18 protein-coding genes are annotated in these 18,464 nt (G+C 67.2%); 7 read left to right on the top strand and 11 right to left on the bottom strand.

Features of this window, described 5'->3' with window-relative positions:
- Position 1: 1 nt before the first annotated feature.
- The 6 genes from QSJ19_RS15495 to QSJ19_RS15470 form a co-directional block, all read right to left on the bottom strand.
- Complete coding sequence (locus QSJ19_RS15495) at positions 2-1,522, bottom strand: ATP-dependent DNA ligase (protein WP_286321671.1); 1,521 nt, start codon at positions 1,520-1,522, stop codon at positions 2-4.
- A gap of 87 nt (positions 1,523-1,609) precedes the next feature.
- Complete coding sequence (locus tag QSJ19_RS15490) at positions 1,610-2,065, bottom strand: DoxX family protein (RefSeq protein WP_286321670.1); 456 nt, start codon at positions 2,063-2,065, stop codon at positions 1,610-1,612.
- Between the two features lie 75 nt (positions 2,066-2,140).
- Positions 2,141-2,773: an MBL fold metallo-hydrolase gene (locus QSJ19_RS15485; protein ID WP_286321668.1), complete on the bottom strand. Its 633-nt coding sequence runs from the start codon at positions 2,771-2,773 to the stop codon at positions 2,141-2,143.
- 2 nt (positions 2,774-2,775) lie between these two features.
- A complete protein-coding gene (locus QSJ19_RS15480) occupies positions 2,776-3,864 on the bottom strand; it encodes an S-(hydroxymethyl)mycothiol dehydrogenase (RefSeq protein ID WP_286321667.1) in 1,089 nt (362 codons plus the stop codon).
- Positions 3,865-4,026: 162 nt separating this feature from the next.
- Positions 4,027-5,370, bottom strand: a complete 1,344-nt coding sequence (locus QSJ19_RS15475; protein WP_286321666.1) for a helix-turn-helix transcriptional regulator — start codon at positions 5,368-5,370, stop codon at positions 4,027-4,029.
- A gap of 25 nt (positions 5,371-5,395) precedes the next feature.
- The gene (locus QSJ19_RS15470) at positions 5,396-6,037 is read right to left on the bottom strand and encodes a Rho termination factor N-terminal domain-containing protein (RefSeq protein WP_286321665.1); all 642 of its coding nucleotides are present in this window, start codon (positions 6,035-6,037) and stop codon (positions 5,396-5,398) included.
- Between the two features lie 153 nt (positions 6,038-6,190).
- On the opposite strand from QSJ19_RS15470, the gene QSJ19_RS15465 reads away from it, so the two are divergent.
- Positions 6,191-6,460, top strand: coding sequence for a DUF7218 family protein (locus QSJ19_RS15465; protein WP_286321664.1), 270 nt, complete (start codon positions 6,191-6,193; stop codon positions 6,458-6,460).
- Between the two features lie 2 nt (positions 6,461-6,462).
- Here the strand turns inward: QSJ19_RS15465 and QSJ19_RS15460 are convergent, their stop codons facing one another.
- On the bottom strand, positions 6,463-7,278 hold the full coding sequence (locus tag QSJ19_RS15460; RefSeq protein ID WP_286321663.1) for a LuxR C-terminal-related transcriptional regulator: 816 nt from the start codon (positions 7,276-7,278) through the stop codon (positions 6,463-6,465).
- Between the two features lie 135 nt (positions 7,279-7,413).
- Between QSJ19_RS15460 and QSJ19_RS15455 the strand changes: the two genes are divergently transcribed.
- Together QSJ19_RS15455 and QSJ19_RS15450 are read left to right on the top strand one after the other, a co-directional pair.
- Positions 7,414-8,982, top strand: a complete 1,569-nt coding sequence (locus QSJ19_RS15455) for an AMP-binding protein (protein ID WP_286321662.1) — start codon at positions 7,414-7,416, stop codon at positions 8,980-8,982.
- A gap of 92 nt (positions 8,983-9,074) precedes the next feature.
- Complete coding sequence (locus QSJ19_RS15450) at positions 9,075-9,644, top strand: mycothiol transferase (protein WP_286321661.1); 570 nt, start codon at positions 9,075-9,077, stop codon at positions 9,642-9,644.
- A gap of 3 nt (positions 9,645-9,647) precedes the next feature.
- On the opposite strand, the gene QSJ19_RS15445 is transcribed toward QSJ19_RS15450, so the two are convergent.
- The gene (locus QSJ19_RS15445) at positions 9,648-11,891 is read right to left on the bottom strand and encodes a molybdopterin-containing oxidoreductase family protein (protein ID WP_286321659.1); all 2,244 of its coding nucleotides are present in this window, start codon (positions 11,889-11,891) and stop codon (positions 9,648-9,650) included.
- 99 nt (positions 11,892-11,990) lie between these two features.
- Entirely contained in the window at positions 11,991-12,554 is a 564-nt protein-coding gene (locus QSJ19_RS15440; protein ID WP_286321657.1) for a TetR/AcrR family transcriptional regulator, read from the bottom strand.
- A 454-nt stretch (positions 12,555-13,008) separates the two neighbouring features.
- Between QSJ19_RS15440 and QSJ19_RS15435 the strand changes: the two genes are divergently transcribed.
- Positions 13,009-14,517: a flavin-containing monooxygenase gene (locus QSJ19_RS15435; RefSeq protein WP_286321656.1), complete on the top strand. Its 1,509-nt coding sequence runs from the start codon at positions 13,009-13,011 to the stop codon at positions 14,515-14,517.
- On the opposite strand, the gene QSJ19_RS15430 is transcribed toward QSJ19_RS15435, so the two are convergent.
- Positions 14,518-16,050, bottom strand: a complete 1,533-nt coding sequence (locus tag QSJ19_RS15430) for a molybdopterin-dependent oxidoreductase (protein WP_286321800.1) — start codon at positions 16,048-16,050, stop codon at positions 14,518-14,520.
- Positions 16,051-16,261: 211 nt separating this feature from the next.
- On the opposite strand from QSJ19_RS15430, the gene QSJ19_RS15425 reads away from it, so the two are divergent.
- The 3 genes from QSJ19_RS15425 to QSJ19_RS26985 all read left to right on the top strand — a co-directional run bounded on the left by QSJ19_RS15425 (position 16,262) and on the right by QSJ19_RS26985 (position 17,987).
- Positions 16,262-16,942, top strand: a complete 681-nt coding sequence (locus QSJ19_RS15425; protein ID WP_286321654.1) for a fasciclin domain-containing protein — start codon at positions 16,262-16,264, stop codon at positions 16,940-16,942.
- Positions 16,943-17,124: 182 nt separating this feature from the next.
- Positions 17,125-17,706, top strand: coding sequence for a TY-Chap domain-containing protein (locus QSJ19_RS15420; protein ID WP_286321653.1), 582 nt, complete (start codon positions 17,125-17,127; stop codon positions 17,704-17,706).
- A complete protein-coding gene (locus QSJ19_RS26985) occupies positions 17,631-17,987 on the top strand; it encodes a hypothetical protein (protein WP_502876194.1) in 357 nt (118 codons plus the stop codon). Before QSJ19_RS15420 ends, QSJ19_RS26985 begins: the two co-directional genes overlap by 76 nt.
- 9 nt (positions 17,988-17,996) lie before the next feature.
- On the opposite strand, the gene QSJ19_RS15415 is transcribed toward QSJ19_RS26985, so the two are convergent.
- Entirely contained in the window at positions 17,997-18,461 is a 465-nt protein-coding gene (locus QSJ19_RS15415; RefSeq protein ID WP_286321651.1) for a hypothetical protein, read from the bottom strand.
- Positions 18,462-18,464: the final 3 nt, after the last annotated feature.

Genomic DNA, 18,464 nt, shown 5'->3' with positions numbered 1-18,464 from the left:
GTCACGGCAACAACCCACGGATCGTGCCGATCGTGTCGGCCTGCGCGGCGGTCTTGTCCGGCCGGTACCGAACCACCCGGGCGAACCGCAGTGCGACGCCACCGGGATAGCGCGAACTGCGCTGCACCCCATCGAGTTCGATCTCGACGACGATCTCGGGTCGCATGTAGACGGTGTAGCTGTCGCGGTGCGTCTCGTGCTGCGGGAATTCGTCCGTCTGCCACTGCAGCAGGGCGTCGGTCAGTCCCTTGAACGTCTTGCCGACCATGATCGGTGGGCCGCCGTCGGGGTCGCGCGCGCCGAGGTGCAGATTCGACAGGAATCCGGTCCGACGGCCCGACCCCCATTCCGCGGCCAGCACGACGAGATCGAACGTATGCACGGGTTTGACCTTCTGCCAGGTCTTTCCACGTCGCCCGGCCGCGTACGGCCCTGACAGCGACTTCACCATGACACCTTCGTGGCCGGTGGCGAGTGCGGCGTCGAAGTGTTCCTGTGCCTGCTCGACGGTGGGGCTGACCACGTACGGTATCCGCATGTCCGGTGCGACAGACGTCAACGCGTCCAACCGTTCTCGCAGCGGGCTGTCGATCAGGTCGACGCCGTCGAGATGCAGGCAGTCGAAGAAGAAGGGACGCAACAGCCCGAGTGGGTCGTCGGACATCTCGCCCGCCGACCCGAAACGACTCATCGTGTCCTGGAACGGTCGCGGCCGGCCGTCGGCGTCGAGGGTGAGGGTCTCTCCGTCCAGGATGATCCGTTCGCACGGCAGTTCCCGGATCACGGCGACCAGATCGGGCACCGCGGCGGTGATGTCCCGCAGTGTGCGGGTGTAGACGGACACCTCATCGCCCCGGCGATGCACCTGGATGCGCGCGCCGTCGAGCTTGAAGTCCACCACCACATCCGGACCCAGTACCACGACCGCCTCGGCGAGTGAGTCGGCGGGAGTCGCGAGCATGGGGGCGACGGCTCGGCCGACCTCCAGTCCGACGTCGGCGAGCGCCTCGGCCCCGCCGTGCACCGCCAGCGACGCCGTCTGCGGCAGCGACCCGGTGAGCATGTGCGCCCGGCGCACGAGCTCGAGCGGCTGCCCCGACGCCGACGCGATCGCGTCGACCATCACCCCGGCCAATGCTCCCTGACGGAGTTCGCCGGTCATCAGTCGGCGCAGGAATCCCTGCTCGACATCGGTTGCCGCGCCGAACAACTCCTCGAGTACCTGCTTGCGCAGTGCGGCCGATCCGGGTCCACCGGCCCCGGCCAGGCGGGTGAACAGCTCATCGACATCACCCACGGCGAGTGAGGACGTCTCGGCCGGTGACGGCACCGACGACGACAACGAACGCCAGCCGACACCGAGCCGGCCCTGCGGGATCACGCCGGACAACCACGCGACCACGGTCGGGATCTCATCGGCGGGTGCGTCGTCGAGCAGCGCACGCAGTGTCGCGGTCTTCTGCTTCCGCGACCGGGTGGCGGCGGTCTCCGCCGACGCCTCGACGATCTGGGAGAGCCTCACTCGTCCGAGGCTACCGCCCGCGGGCCGGCCGGAAGCGCGATCATGGGGTACGGATGCGCGTGACACACGCATCCGTACCCGAGGTGACTACGAAACCGGTTCGGCGACCTTGTCTTCCACCGGTGCGTCGGTGACGCACCCGCGGCGACGACCAACGACGTTGTCGAGCGCGAGCTTGCCACCACCGATGAAGACCAGGAGCAGCAGCGCCCAGCAGTAGAGCGCCGCCGAGTCGCCGTCGTTCTGGATCGGCAGCAGTCCGTCGCCCTGGTGTTTCCAGAAGTATGCGACGGCCATCGAGCCCGATCCGATCAGCGCGGCGAGCCGTGTCTGCAGGCCGACCATGACCAGCAACCCGCCGATCAACTGGATGGCGCCGGCCCACCACGACGGCCAGGCACCGAGCGCCGCGGTCTCCCCGCCGTACGGAGCGACGGGCCACGCGAACAGCGTCGACGTGCCGTGACAGAAGAAGATGAAGCCCACGACGATCCGAAAGACACCGATCGCCCACGGCGATTTGCTCTGGAGGAAGGTAAGCATTGCCTAACTGAAGCAGCAAACCGGTCCGCGGTCCACATGCGCGACCTCTTCTGTGAGCGGTCCCACAGTCATCGATCAGTTTCCGCGCGCGATCCACTCCTCGAGATGCGGCGATTCGGTGCCGACGGTGGTGCCGTCGCCATGCCCGGTGTGCACCGTCGTCTCCGGATCAAGGGTGAAGACCTTCTCCTGGATCGACGCGATGATCGTCGGGAAGCTCGAGTACGAGCGGCCGGTCGCTCCCGGTCCACCCTGGAACAGGGTGTCGCCGGAGAACAGCACGCCGGCCTCCGGTGCGTGGATCACCGACGAGCCGGGCGAATGTCCGGGAGTGTTGATGACCACCAGCGATGTGCCGGCGACCTGGATCTGCTGCCCGTCCTCGAGATCCTGATGCGAGACGTCGGGGTGGGTCTCGTTCCACAGCATGTCGTCGCCGGGGTGCAGCCAGATCGGGGCACCGGTCGCCTCGGAGAGTTCCGGTGCGACGGTGATGTGATCGTTGTGCCCGTGGGTGAGCACGATCGCCGTCACCGTGCGGTCGCCGACCGCGTCGAGGATCGGCGCCGCCGAGTGCGCCGCATCGATGATGACGACCTCGTCGTCGTTCCCGACGAGCCAGATGTTGTTGTCGACGTCCCATGTCCCACCGTCGAGCGAGAACTGCCCGGAGGTGACGACGTTGTCGATGCGCAGAGTGTTCGCCATCGCTAGAGCTCCACCACCGAACGCAGGACCTTGCCCGCCTCCATCGCCTCGAAGGCGGTCTCGACGTCGGTCAGCGCGACCCGCTCGGTGACGAACTTGTCCAGCGGCAGACGACCCTGCTCGTACAGATCGATCAACATGGGGAAGTCACGCTCGGGCAGGCAGTCGCCGTACCACGACGACTTCAACGCCCCACCGCGCGAGAAGAAGTCGATCAGCGGCATCTCGAGGGTCATGTCGGGTGTCGGCACACCGACGAGCACGACGACGCCGGCGAGATCGCGTGCGTAGAACGCCTGCTTGTAGGTCTCCGGGCGTCCCACCGCGTCGACGACCACGTCGACGCCGTTGCCGTCGGTGAGATCCTGCACGGCGGTCACCACGTCGTCGACCTCCGCGCCGTTGATGGTGTGGGTGGCGCCGAGATCCTTTGCCCATTCGAGCTTGGCCGGGTCACGGTCGATCGCGATGATCGTCGTCGCACCCGCCACCCGCGCGCCGGCGACCGCGGCGTCACCGACACCGCCACAGCCGATCACGGCGACCGAGTCCCCGCGTCCCACGTTTCCGGTGTTCATCGCCGCGCCGATTCCGGCCATCACGCCGCAGCCGAGAAGTCCGGCAACTGCCGGATCGGTCTCGGGATTGACCTTGGTGCACTGCAATTCGTGGATGAGGGTCTTCTCTGCGAACGCTCCGATGCCCAGGGCGGGCGTCAGTTCGGTGCCGTCGGCGAGGGTCATCGGGACACTCGCGTTGAAGGTGTCGAAGCAGTACCACGGGCGACCGCGCTTACACGCGCGACACTGCCCGCACACGGCACGCCAGTTGAGGACCACGAAGTCGCCGACCTCCACGTGCGTGACGTCGGAACCGACCGACTCGACGACACCGGCCGCCTCGTGGCCGAGCAGGAAGGGGTACTCATCGTTGATGCCGCCCTGCTTGTAGGCAAGGTCGGTATGACACACCCCGCACGCCTTGATCGTCACCACGACGTCGCGTGTACCCGGATCGGGAATCACCACATCGACGATCTCCGTCGGCGCGCCCTTGCTCCGTGAGATGACTCCCTTGACGGTCTGCGACATATCGGTTTCTCGATCCTCTCGGTGACAACTGTGGACTGCCGGTGGGCAGTCCGCTACGGTTCCCAGTCTCGCGGCGCGCCTCGACACATGCATCCGTCCGAATGGATGGTTCTACCTAGACGAAAGTACAGCCGAGTAGTCGACCGCGCTGTCGGTCCGCGGTCAGCTCGCGGTGATTCCCGCTTTCGCGGCCAACAGACCGGCCTCACCGCGGTTGGATACCTGCAGCTTCTGCAGGATCGCCGTCACGTGGAACTTGACCGTGCTCTCGCTGACGCCGAGTTCGGTGGCGATCGACTTGTTGCGCCGACCGAGCGCGAGGTGGCCGAGCACCTCGAGCTCGCGCGGATTGAGCGTCGACAGCAGATCCTCGGCGGGCCGCTCCCCGGGGCTGTCCAATGGGATGCGCGCCGACACCCTGCTGCCCCAGCCGGCCAGGGTCTCCACCTCCAGCCGGCCGTCGAGTGTCCGCAGGCGACCGGACAACTGCCGGGTCAACGCGTCGCCGTCGAGCTCGCCTGCGCCCTGATCCCGGACGTCGACGACGAGATCGTCACCCACGCACTCCCACGCGACCCGCACCCGGGTGACCGCCCGCTGGGTCCCGAACGCCACCGCGACCACCCGCACGATCGCACGCGCCGCGTGCGCGATCTCGCCCGGCAGCGACCGGCTCTCGCTCGGCCGGACGTACTCGACGTCGACGTGGAGTTGATGGAGGACGGGTTCGAGTTCGGTCTGCATCCGGGCGAACGCGGCGGGCAGCGCTTCGGTCGCCAGTTTCCGATCGGTGTCGCCGACGGAGCGCAGCGCGATCAGCGCCGACGACGCCGTCTCGGCGGCCGTCGCCCGCGCTGTACGGTCGTCGAGGTCGCGTGAGCGCAGTGTGCCCAGGATCGACGCCAGTGCATCCTCGTGCGACTGCGTGAGCTGGGCGATCGTGCGCGCTCGTTCGCTGGACGCGGCCCGCGACTCGGCCAGATAGTCCGGGCTCGCCTGCGCGACCTGCTGACGGATCGACGTCGCGACGATCGCGAAGCGCGCCCGCAGCAGTGCTCCCGCGTCCGACATCTCCGAGGCCTCCGATCCCGAAACCGACGCTCCCGAGACCGCCGCTGGGCGTCTACTCGGCTTCAGGATGAGGACGAGCAGAGTGTTGGACTCGTCGCGGACGGCGTGCACCGTTCTGCTCACACCCCCGACGACGGCGGTCGTGACCAGCACATCACCCAGCGCGGTCGCGTCCTTGAGGGTGTCGAGTTCGTCGATCGTGACCCGGTCCACGATGTCGCGATCACCGGCGACCTTCCGTGGCCGCCCGGTGCACTCACGGGTGAAGATGACCAACGCCTGATGCGGCCAGTCCGGAGACAGGAAGCGGGAGAACCGAACCGCGATCTGGGGCAGCGGGCCGTCGATCACACGCCGCAGCTCCTGCCACCCGTCGACGGACGATCCGACGGGCTCGCCACCCGTGTCGACCTGCACCGATCTGCGAGTTACCACGATCCGACCCTATCGGGCCGGCGGGTCAGCCGATCGCGGCGAGCAGCTGGGCTTTCGTCATCGAGGAGTAGCCCTTGATGCCTTTCGCCTTGGCCTTGGCCCGCAGTTCGGCGACGGTCGGGCCCGACGACGATCGGGTGGCCGGCTTCTTCACCGGTGCCGCGGTCGCGGGTTTCTTCGCCGCCGGTGTCGGGGTTGCCGATGTCGCGGCCGGCTTCGTGGTGGCCGGCTTCGTGGTGGCCGGCGCGCTGTTCGCAGGCTTCTTGGCCGGCACCTCCTGCGCCGTCGACGTCACGCGCGACGCCGGCTTCGGAGCGTCGGGCACATGCGCCGGAGCCTGGGTCACCGCAGCATTGGCCGGTGTGGACGCGACCGGCTTGTCTGGCGCGGCCTTCTCCGACGTGGCCTCCTCCGCCACGGCCTGACCCGGTGACGCCGTGACCTCCGTTGCCTTCTCCTTCGCCGCCGCAACGGCGGGCGGTGACGCGGCCGACTCCGACGACCGGCCCTGTCCGATGAGCTTGAGGACCTCGTCGCGCAGCGACCCGGCGTCCTTCTCGGCCTTCTTGATGCGCTTCTTGGCTTCCTTGTCGACGCGCGCGAGTTCCCCGCGCAGCCGTTCGACCTCTTTCTCGAGCCGACCGATCAGCTTCTTCTTCTTGCCCATCTGGAGTCCCCTGTCCGTGATGTCCGAGTCGCCGAATGGCTTCCACCCTAGTGCCCGAATTCGGCCGTGATCATGTGTGACGCGTCGGGAATCTGGGTAATTCCACGAACGAGTTACCCGGAACGACTGAGACCACGACACCAGGAGGTAGCGATGCCGGAACGTGACCCGGGCCCGTCGGTCAAGGACGACGAGCTCTACGAAAAGCTTCGCGACGAGGGCAATTCCAAAGAGAAGTCGGCGCGGATCGCCAACGCCGCTGCCAACGAGTCCCGATCGAAGGTGGGCGAGAAAGGCGGCAGTTCCGGCTCGTACGAGGACTGGACCGTCGACGAATTGCAGAATCGCGCAAAGGAACTCGGCATCACCGGCTACTCGTCGATGAAGAAGGACGAACTGATCGACGCGTTACGCGATCACTGACGTCAACCAGGCAGGATGCCTGCGCGACGCGCGGTGACCACGGCCTCCAGGCGCGTGGACGCACCCAGTTTCGACATCGCGTCACGCATGTATCCCTTGGCGGTCGCAACGCCGATGCCGAGGCTCTCGGCGATGCGCGCATTGCTGTGTCCCAACGCGGCGAGTGCGAGCACGTCCTCCTCGCGCCGTGTGAGCGCGATCGCCGTGGTCGTCGCCGCACCGTCGAGTAATGCGTCGGTGATGCGCTCGATCTCTGCCGCGACCTCACCGTCGTCGACGATGCGACCGAGCAGCCGCAACCGTCCGTAGGCCTCGGTAAGACGGTCGCGTAGTTCGTCGGCCTCCGGCGGACTCGAGCGATGCTGTGTGACACGGCTTTCCACGATCTGCTGTTCGAGCGCACGGGCCTCGCCCGCGAGCACGTCGAAGGTCCGGTCGCCGAGCGGGTCGCCGGTGTGCAGCGCGCCGTAGAGCACCGCGATGGGCCGGCGGTCGACGATGACCGGGACCGCAGCCATGGCGCGCAGACCCTCGGTCGCGATGATCGTGTTGTATCGGTGCGTGATCCGCGGCGTGCGGAGATAGTCGTCGACGGCGACGGGTCGCTGCACGCTGATGACCTTGCCGCCCAGTCCGTGACCGACATCGACAGACACCCCGGCGAGAGCACCGTTGGTCTGCCCGACGAAGTGCTCGAGACGCACGGTCTGGCACGCAGCGGTGGTCGTCGGGGACACCATGCCGGCGAACGCCAGCGACACCCCGCTGCCCCGTCGGACGCGACGAAGCGCGTCGAGCACCATCGAGGCCTCGTTCATGTCACCTCCGAACCCCACTCCCCCTCTTTCGGGGGTGTTCTCGCACGTCCTGCGCGCGGACAATGTGACCCACATTACCGCTTCGGCGGGCCCGCCCGGCCCGACGCAGCCATCCGCATTCACGAAGGTCCCACGATGACGCACACCGCTGCCACCTCCGCCGACCACGCATCCGTCACCGAGACGCTCGACTCCTGGCTGACCACCTTCGGCGACGAGGACGCGAACGCCGCCGAGCTGCTGGTCGACCGGCACGATCCGTCGGCGATCGCGTTCACCACGATCGACGTCGACGATGACCGCCTTGTCACCAGAGACCTCACGTACGGCGAGCTCGCGGACGCATCGAGACGGTTCGCGACCGCGCTCGCCGACCGGGGAGTGGGGCCGGGTGACACCGTCGGGGTGTTGATGGGCAAGCGCGCCGAACTGGTCGTCGCGCTGCTCGCCATCGCGCGGCTCGGCGCCGTGTACATCCCGCTGTTCACCGCGTTCGCGCCCCCGGCGATCGAGATGCGCGTGTGGGCGGGCGGCGCGAAGGTCGTCGTGACCGAACCGGGCCAGGCCGCCAAGCTGGACGGTATCGACAGCATCTCCACGATCGTGGCGGGCGAGCAGTTCGATGCACTCGTCGCCGACAACGAGCCCATCGACCGTTCGGTCGCCGTCGGTGGAGACGGGGCACTCATCCTGCTGTTCACCAGCGGCACGACCGGCTCGCCGAAGGGAGTCCCCGTCCCGGTGCGGGCGCTGGCGGCGTTCTCCTGCTACATGCACTACGGGCTCGACGTGACCGCCGACGACGTGTTCTGGAACGCCGCCGATCCGGGCTGGGCCTACGGCCTCTACTACGGCATTCTGGGGCCGATGTCCGTCGGCCGACGAAACCTGTTGCTGCACGCCGGTTTCTCCGCGGACCTCACCGCCCGCATCATGCGGGAACTCGGGGTCACGAACTTCGCGGCCGCACCGACCGTCTACCGCTCACTGTCGAAGGACCCGTCGTTCACCGGGTTCTCGCTGAGCCGCGCGTCGTCGGCGGGCGAACCACTGACCCCGGACGTGATCGAGTGGGCGCAGGCCACTCTCGGCTGCGAGGTCCGCGACCACTACGGTCAGACCGAGCACGGCATGTTCATCAACAATCACTGGCATCCCGACGTCGCGCAGCCACTGATCCCGGGGTCGATGGGTACCCCGATGCCCGGCTTCTCCACCGGCATCGTCGACGGCCAGATCGCCATCGAGGCGGCCGAGAGCCCGCTCATGTTCTTCACCGGCTACCTCGACGCCCCCGACAAGACCGCAGAGCGGTTCACCGCCGACGGCTCCTGGTACCTGACCGGCGACACCGGACGCAAGGACGACGACAACCGCTATTTCTTCACCGCACGCGACGACGACGTGATCATCATGGCGGGCTACCGCATCGGGCCGTTCGACGTCGAGAGCGTGCTGATCACCCACGCGTCGGTGGTCGACGTCGCCGTCGTCGGGCGCCCGGATCAGCTGCGCGGCGAGGTTCTCGAGGCATTCGTCGTCCTGGCCGACGGCGTCACCGGCACCGACGAGCTCGAACGCGAGCTGCAACAGTTCGTGAAGAATGGCTTCGCCGCCCACGCCTACCCACGGACCGTGCACTTCGTCGACGCCCTCCCGAAGACTCCGAGCGGCAAGATCCAACGGTTCCTGCTGCGTCAATGAGAGTTCTCAGCGGCCATTCCAACGAGGACCGAAGCTGTCCGCAATACCTCATAACGTAGTCCTCACCAGCAAGGACAACGAGAGGGAAGATCATGGCCGGCACCTACACCCCCGTCACTCTGCCGTTCACGGTGAGCGGCGAGAAGGAAGACCTCCTCACGCTGATCGCCGATCAGCGGGCGCTCTTCAAGGTCACCCTGAAGGGCATCACCGAGGAGCAGGCGCGGCAGCGCACCACCGTCAGCGAACTGACCCTCGGCGGACTGGTCAAGCACCTCGCGATGGGTGAGCAGGGCACCCTGCAGGAGCTCGTCGAGCGTGACGAGACGGCGGAGTTCGACATGGAGCAGGCCGCACACGCCTATGACCTGACCGACGACGAGACGTTCGCCGGCTGGGTCGGGGAGTACGACCGCGCGGCCGCGGCCCTCGACGCCTATGTGGCCGAGGTGGACAGCCTCGACGTGCTGATCCCGCAGATGACGGCGCCGTGGCAGCCGGAGCGCGAGTGGTGGACGATCCGGAAGATGATGCTGCACAAGCTCCGTGAGACCGCACACCACGCCGGGCACGCCGACATCATCCGCGAGGCCCTCGACGGTCAGAGCACCATGGCGGCAGTCTACGACGGCCCGGAACTCGCCGAGTGGGGCCTGGACTGACGCTCAGCCCGTCGAGGCCGCCGTCCGACGATGTCCGTCCGTGTCGTCGGCGGGATCGAGCAGGGACACCTCGATGGGGACGCCCGTCATGTTGGCCATGCCGGCCAGTCGTTCCAGATCATCCGGATTCGATGAGATGAGTGTGTTCACGTTGGCGCCGCCGCTGCCCAGTTCCGTGGCCGCGGCGGCGTTCGCGCGCGTCCACCCACCGGAACCGTTGTGGCCCCAGCCGTGCGGGACGGCGACGACCCCGCGCTTGATGTCGTCGGTGAGCGAGACAGGCAGCTCGATGCGCCCGTGTGCCGAGGCCACCCTGATCAAGTCGCCCTCGGCGACCCGACGTTCCTGCGCGTCGTCGGGATGCATGCGGGCACAATGCCGCCGACCGCCGCGCAGCAGCATCGGCGCATTGTGTTGCCAGCTGTTCTCCGACCGGATCTCACGCATACCGATGAGCCGCAGGGGAAGTCGAGGGTCGTCGTCGACCGCCAGGCGATCGAGTTCGGCGAGCAGTTCTGGCGCGTCGAGACGTACCTTGCGGTCGCGGTAGGTGACCGTCTCGCGCAGGCGACCGGCCTCGAGTCCGTCGGCGACCACCACGCCATGCGGGTTGTCCCGGACCAGTTTCCGGTATGTCAGTCCACCGCGACGCAGACCGAATCGGTCTCCGCCCGCGCCCAACCGGACCACGAGATCCGACAACTGACGCGGACCCCACAACCGGCCGACCCGCGCGCCAGCGGCATTCGTCAGGTGCATGGCACCCACCAGAGGCGAGCGCCGCGACAGTGCAGCGATCAACTCGTTGATGACCGTCCATTCCTCGCGCGCCTCGCCGCGCGGACTGATCACCGGATCGGTCGCCTGCTTGAACGGCGTCGTGAACAACGCCTGGAAAGGCAACAGGAAGTCACCGCGCTCGTACATGGTCGTGGCCGGCAGGATGTAGTCCGCGTGGGCGTTCGTCTCGTTCCGGTAGATGTCCAGCGACACCATCAAGTCGAGATCGTCGAGGGCAGAGCTCAATTCCGCCCCGTTCGGCACCGACAACACCGGATTTCCCGCACTGACGAACAGCGCGTGCAGTTGTCCGTCACCCGCGGTCTCGATCTCCTTGGCCATCACCGATGCCGGGGCGGTGCCGAGTACCTGCGGCAGATCCCCGACCCGACTCCGCCGACCGGACCACGTGAATCCCGAGACCCGCTGCAGTGCGGACACTCCCAGCCGTTGGCCGGGGATGCCGAGATCGCCGAACATCGCACCGCCGACGACGTCGAGATTGCCGGCGACCAGATTCACCGTGTCGAGCAAGGCGGTCGTCAGGGTTCCGGTGCGGCCCAGACACGTTCCGACACGCCCGTAGACGGCCGCCCGTTCGGTCCGGACCAGTGATCGCGCGAGTTCACGCACCACCTCGGCGGGCACGTCCGTGCGCGACGCCATCGACTCCGGTGAGTACCCGGCGACGACGTGTTCGATCGTGTCCACCCCGGACGCCTGCCGACGGAGCCGCTTCTCGTCGACCAACCCCTCGTCGAACATCACGTGCAGCAGGGACAACAGGAACAGGGCGTCGGTGTCGGGGACGATCGGCAACCACTCGTGTTCGCGGGCGGTCTCGGTACGCCGCGGGTCGACGACGAGCACCCGCCCGCCACGCGCGGTGATCGCGTTGAGTCCCTCCCGGATTCGTGGCGAACTCATCACGCTGCCGTGCGAGACCACCGGGTTCGCTCCGATGACGACGAGGAGGTCGGTCCGGTTGATGTCGGGAATGGGGGCCGCGACCGGGTTCCCGTAGAGGAAGTGACTCGCCACGAAGCGATTGTTGACGTCCTGAGATCCGGCCGAGTACACGTGTGGGGAGCCCAGCAGCGCCATGAAGACCGCCGCCCAGATCGTGTGGCCCGTCGAGAAGGTCGCCGGATTGCCGAAGTACCAACCGATTCCGGAGCTCCCGTGGCGGCGATGAACGGCGCGTAACCGTTCACCGATGTCCGCGAGTGCGGCATCCCACGACACCTGCTCGAAGTCGCCGTCGGCGGTACGGCGCAACGGATGCAGGACGCGATCGGGATCGTTGACGATCTCGGTGAAAGCGATGCCCTTCGGGCAGGCGAATCCCTTCGACAACGGATGATCCCGGTCTGGGCGCAGCGCGACGAGTTCGTCGTCCTCGACCGTCGCGATGAGACCGCACAGCGGCTCACAGATCCGGCAATAGGTGACCTTGTCCTCCCGCATGTGCACTCTCCCTGGGCTGTGGGACGGTGACGTTCAGATCTGACAACAAGTGTTGCACGATCGGCAGGGCGGTGGAAGCGAGTCGGTGAAGCCGGGGGCTCATCTCGGGACGATGGCGTTTCTGAACGCCAGTTGCGCCTGCACTCGCGCATCATCGAGCGTCATCGCCCCACGTTCCACCAATCCGACGGCGCCGATCACGAGCATGGTGAACTGGCCTGCCACGAACACCGGGTCGAGGCGCCGGTCGATCTCGCCGCGTTTCTGCCCCCTGCGAATCGCCTTGACGACAGGGGCACTCGCGCGGGCCTCCGCCTCGAACATCGCCGGGTCCGTACGCCGATACATGAGGATGAACCGGTAGCGCTCACCGATCGTGATCGCATCGTCGAGGTAGGCGCCGAGTGCCGTCACGACCGGCCCTACCGCCGGCAGGGCCCGCCCAAGCGCGGCCGCCGCCTCGACGGCCTCTTCGTGCAGCGCCGTGAGCAACTGTTCCCGGTTCGTGAAGTGTCGATACAACGTCGCCCGATTGACGCCGGACGCTTCGGCGATCTGCCGCATCGACGCATTCGGTGACTGCCCCAGCAGGCCGGTCGCGCCCGCGATGATGGCGGCCCGATTGCGCTCCACGTCTGCTCGTACTTGCGCGGCGACCGTCACCGGCCTAGCGTACATGCAACAGTGATGTCGCACTTCGTGGCGAAGCCGTGGCGATGCGGAGCGGTGGTGATGTGAGCTCGCTGTCGTGCAGTGGTCGGGGCCGCACGACAGCGGCGGTGCATCGCCGACGCCGCAACGCGCGCTCTTTCGGGAAACCGCCCCGGAGATGCGCCAGCAGCACTCTCGGCGTGGACGTGGTGTCGACGCGCGCCCCCTGTCGGGCGCTTTCCGGGGGCGGGTTCTCGGGGACGGTTTCGGGGGCCCGGTTTTCCCGCACAACCCGGCCTCGACGAACTACGGTTGCCACAGCGGGCTCCGATCGACGGACTGTCCCCGGCAGACGATCGGACCGGCACCGGCTTCCATCGACGAGGGACACAGCGTCACCAGCGCGCGGTCACGAAGGTAACTGCCTACGTGAGTGATTGACGGAACTCGACGAGGAGGTTCCCGGATGAGTGACACTGATTCGACTGTCGCGAAGTCGTCGGCGGACGACGACACACTCCACGACGTGATCATCATCGGGGCGGGACTGTCGGGGATCGACGCCGCCTACCGGCTCCGCAGCGAGAACCCAGCGCTGCGCTTTCTGATCCTGGAACGGCGCGAACGCGTCGGCGGGACGTGGGACCTGTTCCGCTATCCCGGGATTCGGTCGGACAGCGACATCTACACCCTGAGCTTCCCGTTCGAGCCATGGAAGCGGCCCGAGGCACTGGCCTCCGGTTCCGCGATCCGCGACTACGTCGAGACGACCGCCGCGAAACACGGCATCGACGACCACATCCGGTTCGGCCAGTACGTCCAGACCGCGAACTGGGATTCCGGGTCGGATACCTGGACCATCACGTCGACGGTGGACGGCACGGAGCACACACTGCGGTGTCGGTTCGTCTACTTCGCGACCGGATACTACGACTACGACGAGCCGTACACACCGCAGTTCCCCGGCCTCGACGACTTCGAGGGCCGCATCGTGCATCCGCAGGCGTGGCCGGAGGATCTCGATCACTCCGGTAAGCGGATCGTGGTGATCGGCAGCGGCGCCACGTCGGTCAGCCTCATCCCGTCCCTCGCCGAGACGGCCGGTCATGTCGTCATGTTGCAGCGCTCGCCGACCTACGTCGCGTCGATGTCACAGGAGCAGAAGGTCAATCCGTGGATTCGGAAGCTGCTGCCGGCGCGCGCCGCACATCAGGTGATCCGCACGCGCTACGCCGCGCAGACAGCGGCGATGGTGCACGGATTGCATCGGTTCCCGAAGATCGGTCGCAAGCTGCTCACGGCGGGTGTCCGCAAGGAGCTCCCCGAGGGCTATCCGGTGGATGTGCACTTCAACCCGACGTATGACCCGTGGGATCAGCGCATGTGCATGGTTCCCGACGGGGATCTGTTCGCCCAGATCACCGTCGGCACCGTCGAGATGGTCACCGACCACATCGATCGCTTCGACGCCACCGGCATCACCCTGGCATCTGGACGTCATCTCGACGCCGACCTCATCGTGACCGCCACCGGAATGCAGCTACAGGCGTTCGGCGGCATCCGGATTCGCGTCGACGACGCCGAGGTCAAACCGCACGACCGGTTCGTGTTCAAGAGCCACCTTCTCGAAGACGTCCCGAATCTCGCATGGTCGGTGGGTTACACGAACGCATCGTGGACGCTGCGCGCCGACATGACGGCGCGCGCGGTCGCGAAGCTCCTGCGGTACATGCGCTCCCACGGATACACGCACGCCTATCCGCACCTCGGCGCGGAATCGATGTCGGCGCAACCGCTCTGGGATCTCAAGGCCGGATATGTGGAGCGCGCCCCGGAGGCGCTGCCGAAGTCGGGGACGCACGGCCACTGGCGGGTGCGGCACAACTATTACCGCGACGCCATCGATCACCGTCTCGACGACGTCGAGGACTCGATGGTCTTCGGGCGCGCACCTGCCACACCTGCCCGGGCCTGATCAGCCTTCGACGAGGAACACCCGGCTGTGCCACCCGGTGGCGCCGTCCGGGATCGGCGCGACCCGCTGTTCGGGCTGGGTTCGCCCGGCCGCGTCGGTCGCCCGGCAGTACAGAGTGTGCTGGCCCGGCCTGGCGTCCCAGCCGAAGACCCACTGTCGCCACGTGTCGATCGAGTACTGCGGGGCGAGATCAGCGGGTTGCCACGGCCCGTCGTCGACCCGGACCTCGACGGTGCTGATGCCGCGATGCTGCGCCCACGCGGTGCCGGCGACCACCACCCGGCCGGCCGGTTGCCTCGACAACGGCGCGGGCCGATCGATTCGTGAGGCGGTCTTGATGGGTGCGCGAACACCCCATCCGCGGTCGGTCCAGTACGCCCGCGCGCGGTCGAACCGGGTGATCTCCCAGTCGACCACCCACTTGCACGCCGACACGAATCCGTAAAGGCCGGGGACGACCTGCCGGACCGGGTAGCCGTGTTCGAGCGGGAGCGCTTCGCCGTTCATCCCGACGGCCAGGAGGGCGTCGCGGCCGTCGGTGATGTCGGCCAGTGAGGTGCCCGACGTCCAGCCGTCGACACTCGTGGACAGCAGCATGTCGGCGTCTGTGCGTATCCCGACCTGCGTCAGGATGTCCTTCATCGGCATGCCGAGCCATCGTGCGTTCCCGGCCAGGTCACCGCCGACCTCGTTGGAGACGCAGGTCAGGGTGATGATCCGCTCGATGGCGGGCACTGCGATCAGGTCATCCCAGGTGAGGGTGATCTCTCGATCGACCATGCCGTGAATACGCAGTCGCCAGTCGGCCGTGCTCAGCCTGGGTACCTGCAGTGCCGTGTCGATGCGATAGAACGTGGCGTTGTCGGACAGGAACGAGGTCACCCCGTCCACGTCGACGTCGACACCCGCGGGAACCGGCGCGGCCGTGGACGTCGGTGTCGGCAGCTTGAGTCGCAGGCGTTCGGCCATGATGTCCCCGGCGCGACCGGCCTGCCGGGCCACCACCGCCGACAGTGCCGCGACCGCCGTGAGCACACCGACGGCTCCGATGAACTGGCGTCGGCTCCAGCCGCCGTTCTTCCCCTCGGACACGCGCGGCGCGGCGCCGCGGCAGAGCACGACGAGCGCGACCCCTGAAACGAGCCCGGCCACCAGCGGCGGGATCACGAATGCGGGTTCCATCGTCGGGCGCGTCACCGCGGCGACGACACCGAACGCGGCAAAGAGAGCGACGATGGCCAGTCCCCAGTGCGGGCGCCACGCCTGCAGCAGGCCCGCCACGATGGCGAGGACGACGAGCACCGCCCCGACGCCGATCATCAACGCGGTCTTGTCGGCGGTACCGAAGGTGTCGATGGCGAACTCACGCGCGAATGCAGGGGCGTGATCGACCAAGAATGCGGCCACGGCCTGATACGGCGAGGCATCTCCGGATATCGGAAGGGTGACGAGTTCGCCCACCGCGACACCGGCGAGGACCGACACCAACCCCGCGACACCGGCACGAAGGCAGGTTTCTACCCGGGTACCCATGGCGGCCTCCTTCTCCACGTCGGCGTCGGTGGCCTCTGCGGTCTTGTCCACTATTCGGTTCCCGTCGACGCGCGGATGGGTCTGGAGCGAAACGCGATGTCAAGCGCGTGAAATGGGTTCGACCACAACTCGACCCATCCGCGACGTGATGCGCACCGAATGACTCAGTGACCCGCCACGCGGCGGGCGTCAACCACAGATTGGATCGATCATGGCTCTCAAGCGAACTCATCGCATCCTGACATTGGCGTCGGGGGTCGCCCTGACCATCGGTCTGGTGGCCGGCTGTTCCTCGGACGACAGTTCCGACTCCGCCTCCAGCGCATCCAGCATGGCTCCGATGAGCGGCATGCAGAGCAGCACCATGGAATCCGGAAGTGATTCTGCCTCAACGGCTTCAGGGCTTGTCGGACCCGGCTGCGCAGCGTACGCCGAAGCGAATCCCTCCGGTCCGGCGTCGGTCGACGGCATGGCGATGGCGCCCGTGGCCACCGCAGCTGCGGCCAACCCGACGCTCAAGACGCTGACGCAGGCCGTCTCCGGTCAGCTGAATCCTGAAGTGAATCTTGTGGATACGCTGAACAACGGCGAGTACACCGTCTTCGCTCCGACCGACGATGCGTTCGCGAAACTTCCCCCGGAGACCGTGGACCAGCTGAAGACCGACAAAGACCTGCTGACGAAGATCCTCACCTACCACGTGGTTTCGGGCCAGGTTGCCCCGGATGCCATTGCGGGGGAGCACAAGACACTCGAGGGCCAGAACGTCAATGTGACGGGCTCCGGTGACAACCTGAAGGCCAACGAGTCCGGCGTCGTGTGCGGTGGCGTGAAGACCGCCAACGCGACCGTCTACCTCATCGACACCGTGATGATGCCGCCGGCCATGTGACCAGATCTGCGATGAATCGGGGCTGCGCGCCGGACGACCTCCGGCGCGCGGCCTCGTGCTCTTCCCGGATCCCTGTCAGACCGTCGTCGTACGGTGCCCTCAGAGCATCGACCTCCGCTGGTCGAGTAGCGCCGAGCCCCTGGGCGAGGTGCGTATCGAGACCGCCGCCGAAAGGAGCCGTCATGACCGCACCACCGCCTGACAATCTGCGGCTTCGACGCGGCGCCGGGTTCGACGACCACATCGACGCCGCATGGCGTACCTACCGGATCGCGCTGGGCGACGCCCTCGCCGGCCTCACGGACGACACCACGCTGCGTATTGCGCTGTGCGGCGACAGCGCACCCCTGTTTACAGCGACCCTGACCGGTACTCGTCGAATCCGCATCCATGTGCACTCTTCGACTCTCACCGGCGAAACAGATCGGACGGCCGTCGAGCAGTTGGAGACCCGGGGCTGGCGCACACTCAGCGACGGCACCACGATCGCCGAAGCCGGCCGCCGTCACGCCGACCACCTGGCCGGGCTCGCGGTGGCGGCCCTCCGTGGCCTGTGGGACGTCGTCGACCCTGCATTCCTCGATCCCCTCGACTCAGCGGGCGACGGCGTGAGCGCGGGCGTCGGGCACGATCCTCCCGAGCCGACATTCGAGGTCGCCGCCATCCCCACCGGCACCGAGGACCTGTTATGTCGCACTCGGTCCGCGATCGTACAGACGACCGGGCATCATCCCCGCCCGGCCGTGACGCCGTGGTGGATCTGATCCGCGACGGCGCCCGTTCGGATGGATTCACGGTCGCCGCCGTCTGTGGTTTCAACCGCGACACCGAACTCCGCTACACCCGGTACAGCGCACAGCAGGCGAACCGTTGCCTACAGGAGGAACGAACCCGCAAGGAGGCCGGCGACCCGACCGCGGAGTGCACCGTCGAAGGGCACATGTGGCGGCATGCGATCAGGTCGCTCGGTACTGCGTTGGAGTCAGTTGATGCGGTCGAGAAGATCCGGCGGACAAAACCCGAGAGGCCGAAACGACGTCAGTAGCGAACATTGTCAGCGCTGTAGTTCGCGAAGCGTGAACCCCTCGGGCACAGAGTTGTTCCGATAGTAGAAGACCAACACCTCGCCGGCCTCGTCGGCGGTGAAGCTCTCGCTGGACGCCACCGTGTAGGAATGCTCGCCGACCCGGATCGAGATGGTCGGCTCCTGCCCCGACCCACCGGCCGGCCGGCCGACGATGAACTGTCGGTAGGTGCCGTCCGACTCGCGACGACGAACCTCGAGCGTCATCGCGGCCGCGCTCCCACCTGCCTGGAGAAATGCGGACAGCGAGGCCTCACGCTCGTCGGGGGACAGATCGTCGGGCCACGCCTGCCGCACCAGGCGGGACAGAATGATGTGGTTCTCGTCGTCGCCGTCCAGAACCGTGAGCGGATGGGTCAACAGGGACGTGTCATCGTCCGGGCCGAGCGTCATGGTTGTTCCATCGGAGAACTCGTAGATGTGAGTGGGTTTCATGTC

It is taken from the genome of Gordonia sp. ABSL11-1 (assembly GCF_030315685.1).
Lineage (GTDB): Bacteria > Actinomycetota > Actinomycetes > Mycobacteriales > Mycobacteriaceae > Gordonia.
The sequence above is the reverse complement of the archived record's forward strand: the minus strand, read 5'-3'. Positions and strand labels throughout refer to the sequence as shown.

Coding starts and splice junctions, on each gene's coding strand:
- QSJ19_RS15490 (WP_286321670.1), bottom strand. CDS start 2,065: ATGCTTACCTTCCTCCAGAGCAAATCGCCGTGGGCGATCGGTGTCTTT.
- QSJ19_RS15485 (WP_286321668.1), bottom strand. CDS start 2,773: ATGGCGAACACTCTGCGCATCGACAACGTCGTCACCTCCGGGCAGTTC.
- QSJ19_RS15480 (WP_286321667.1), bottom strand. CDS start 3,864: ATGTCGCAGACCGTCAAGGGAGTCATCTCACGGAGCAAGGGCGCGCCG.
- QSJ19_RS15470 (WP_286321665.1), bottom strand. CDS start 6,037: ATGGGCAAGAAGAAGAAGCTGATCGGTCGGCTCGAGAAAGAGGTCGAA.
- QSJ19_RS15465 (WP_286321664.1), top strand. CDS start 6,191: ATGCCGGAACGTGACCCGGGCCCGTCGGTCAAGGACGACGAGCTCTAC.
- QSJ19_RS15460 (WP_286321663.1), bottom strand. CDS start 7,278: ATGAACGAGGCCTCGATGGTGCTCGACGCGCTTCGTCGCGTCCGACGG.
- QSJ19_RS15455 (WP_286321662.1), top strand. CDS start 7,414: ATGACGCACACCGCTGCCACCTCCGCCGACCACGCATCCGTCACCGAG.
- QSJ19_RS15450 (WP_286321661.1), top strand. CDS start 9,075: ATGGCCGGCACCTACACCCCCGTCACTCTGCCGTTCACGGTGAGCGGC.
- QSJ19_RS15445 (WP_286321659.1), bottom strand. CDS start 11,891: ATGCGGGAGGACAAGGTCACCTATTGCCGGATCTGTGAGCCGCTGTGC.
- QSJ19_RS15435 (WP_286321656.1), top strand. CDS start 13,009: ATGAGTGACACTGATTCGACTGTCGCGAAGTCGTCGGCGGACGACGAC.
- QSJ19_RS15430 (WP_286321800.1), bottom strand. CDS start 16,050: ATGGGTACCCGGGTAGAAACCTGCCTTCGTGCCGGTGTCGCGGGGTTG.
- QSJ19_RS15425 (WP_286321654.1), top strand. CDS start 16,262: ATGGCTCTCAAGCGAACTCATCGCATCCTGACATTGGCGTCGGGGGTC.
- QSJ19_RS15420 (WP_286321653.1), top strand. CDS start 17,125: ATGACCGCACCACCGCCTGACAATCTGCGGCTTCGACGCGGCGCCGGG.
- QSJ19_RS26985 (WP_502876194.1), top strand. CDS start 17,631: ATGTCGCACTCGGTCCGCGATCGTACAGACGACCGGGCATCATCCCCG.
- QSJ19_RS15415 (WP_286321651.1), bottom strand. CDS start 18,461: ATGAAACCCACTCACATCTACGAGTTCTCCGATGGAACAACCATGACG.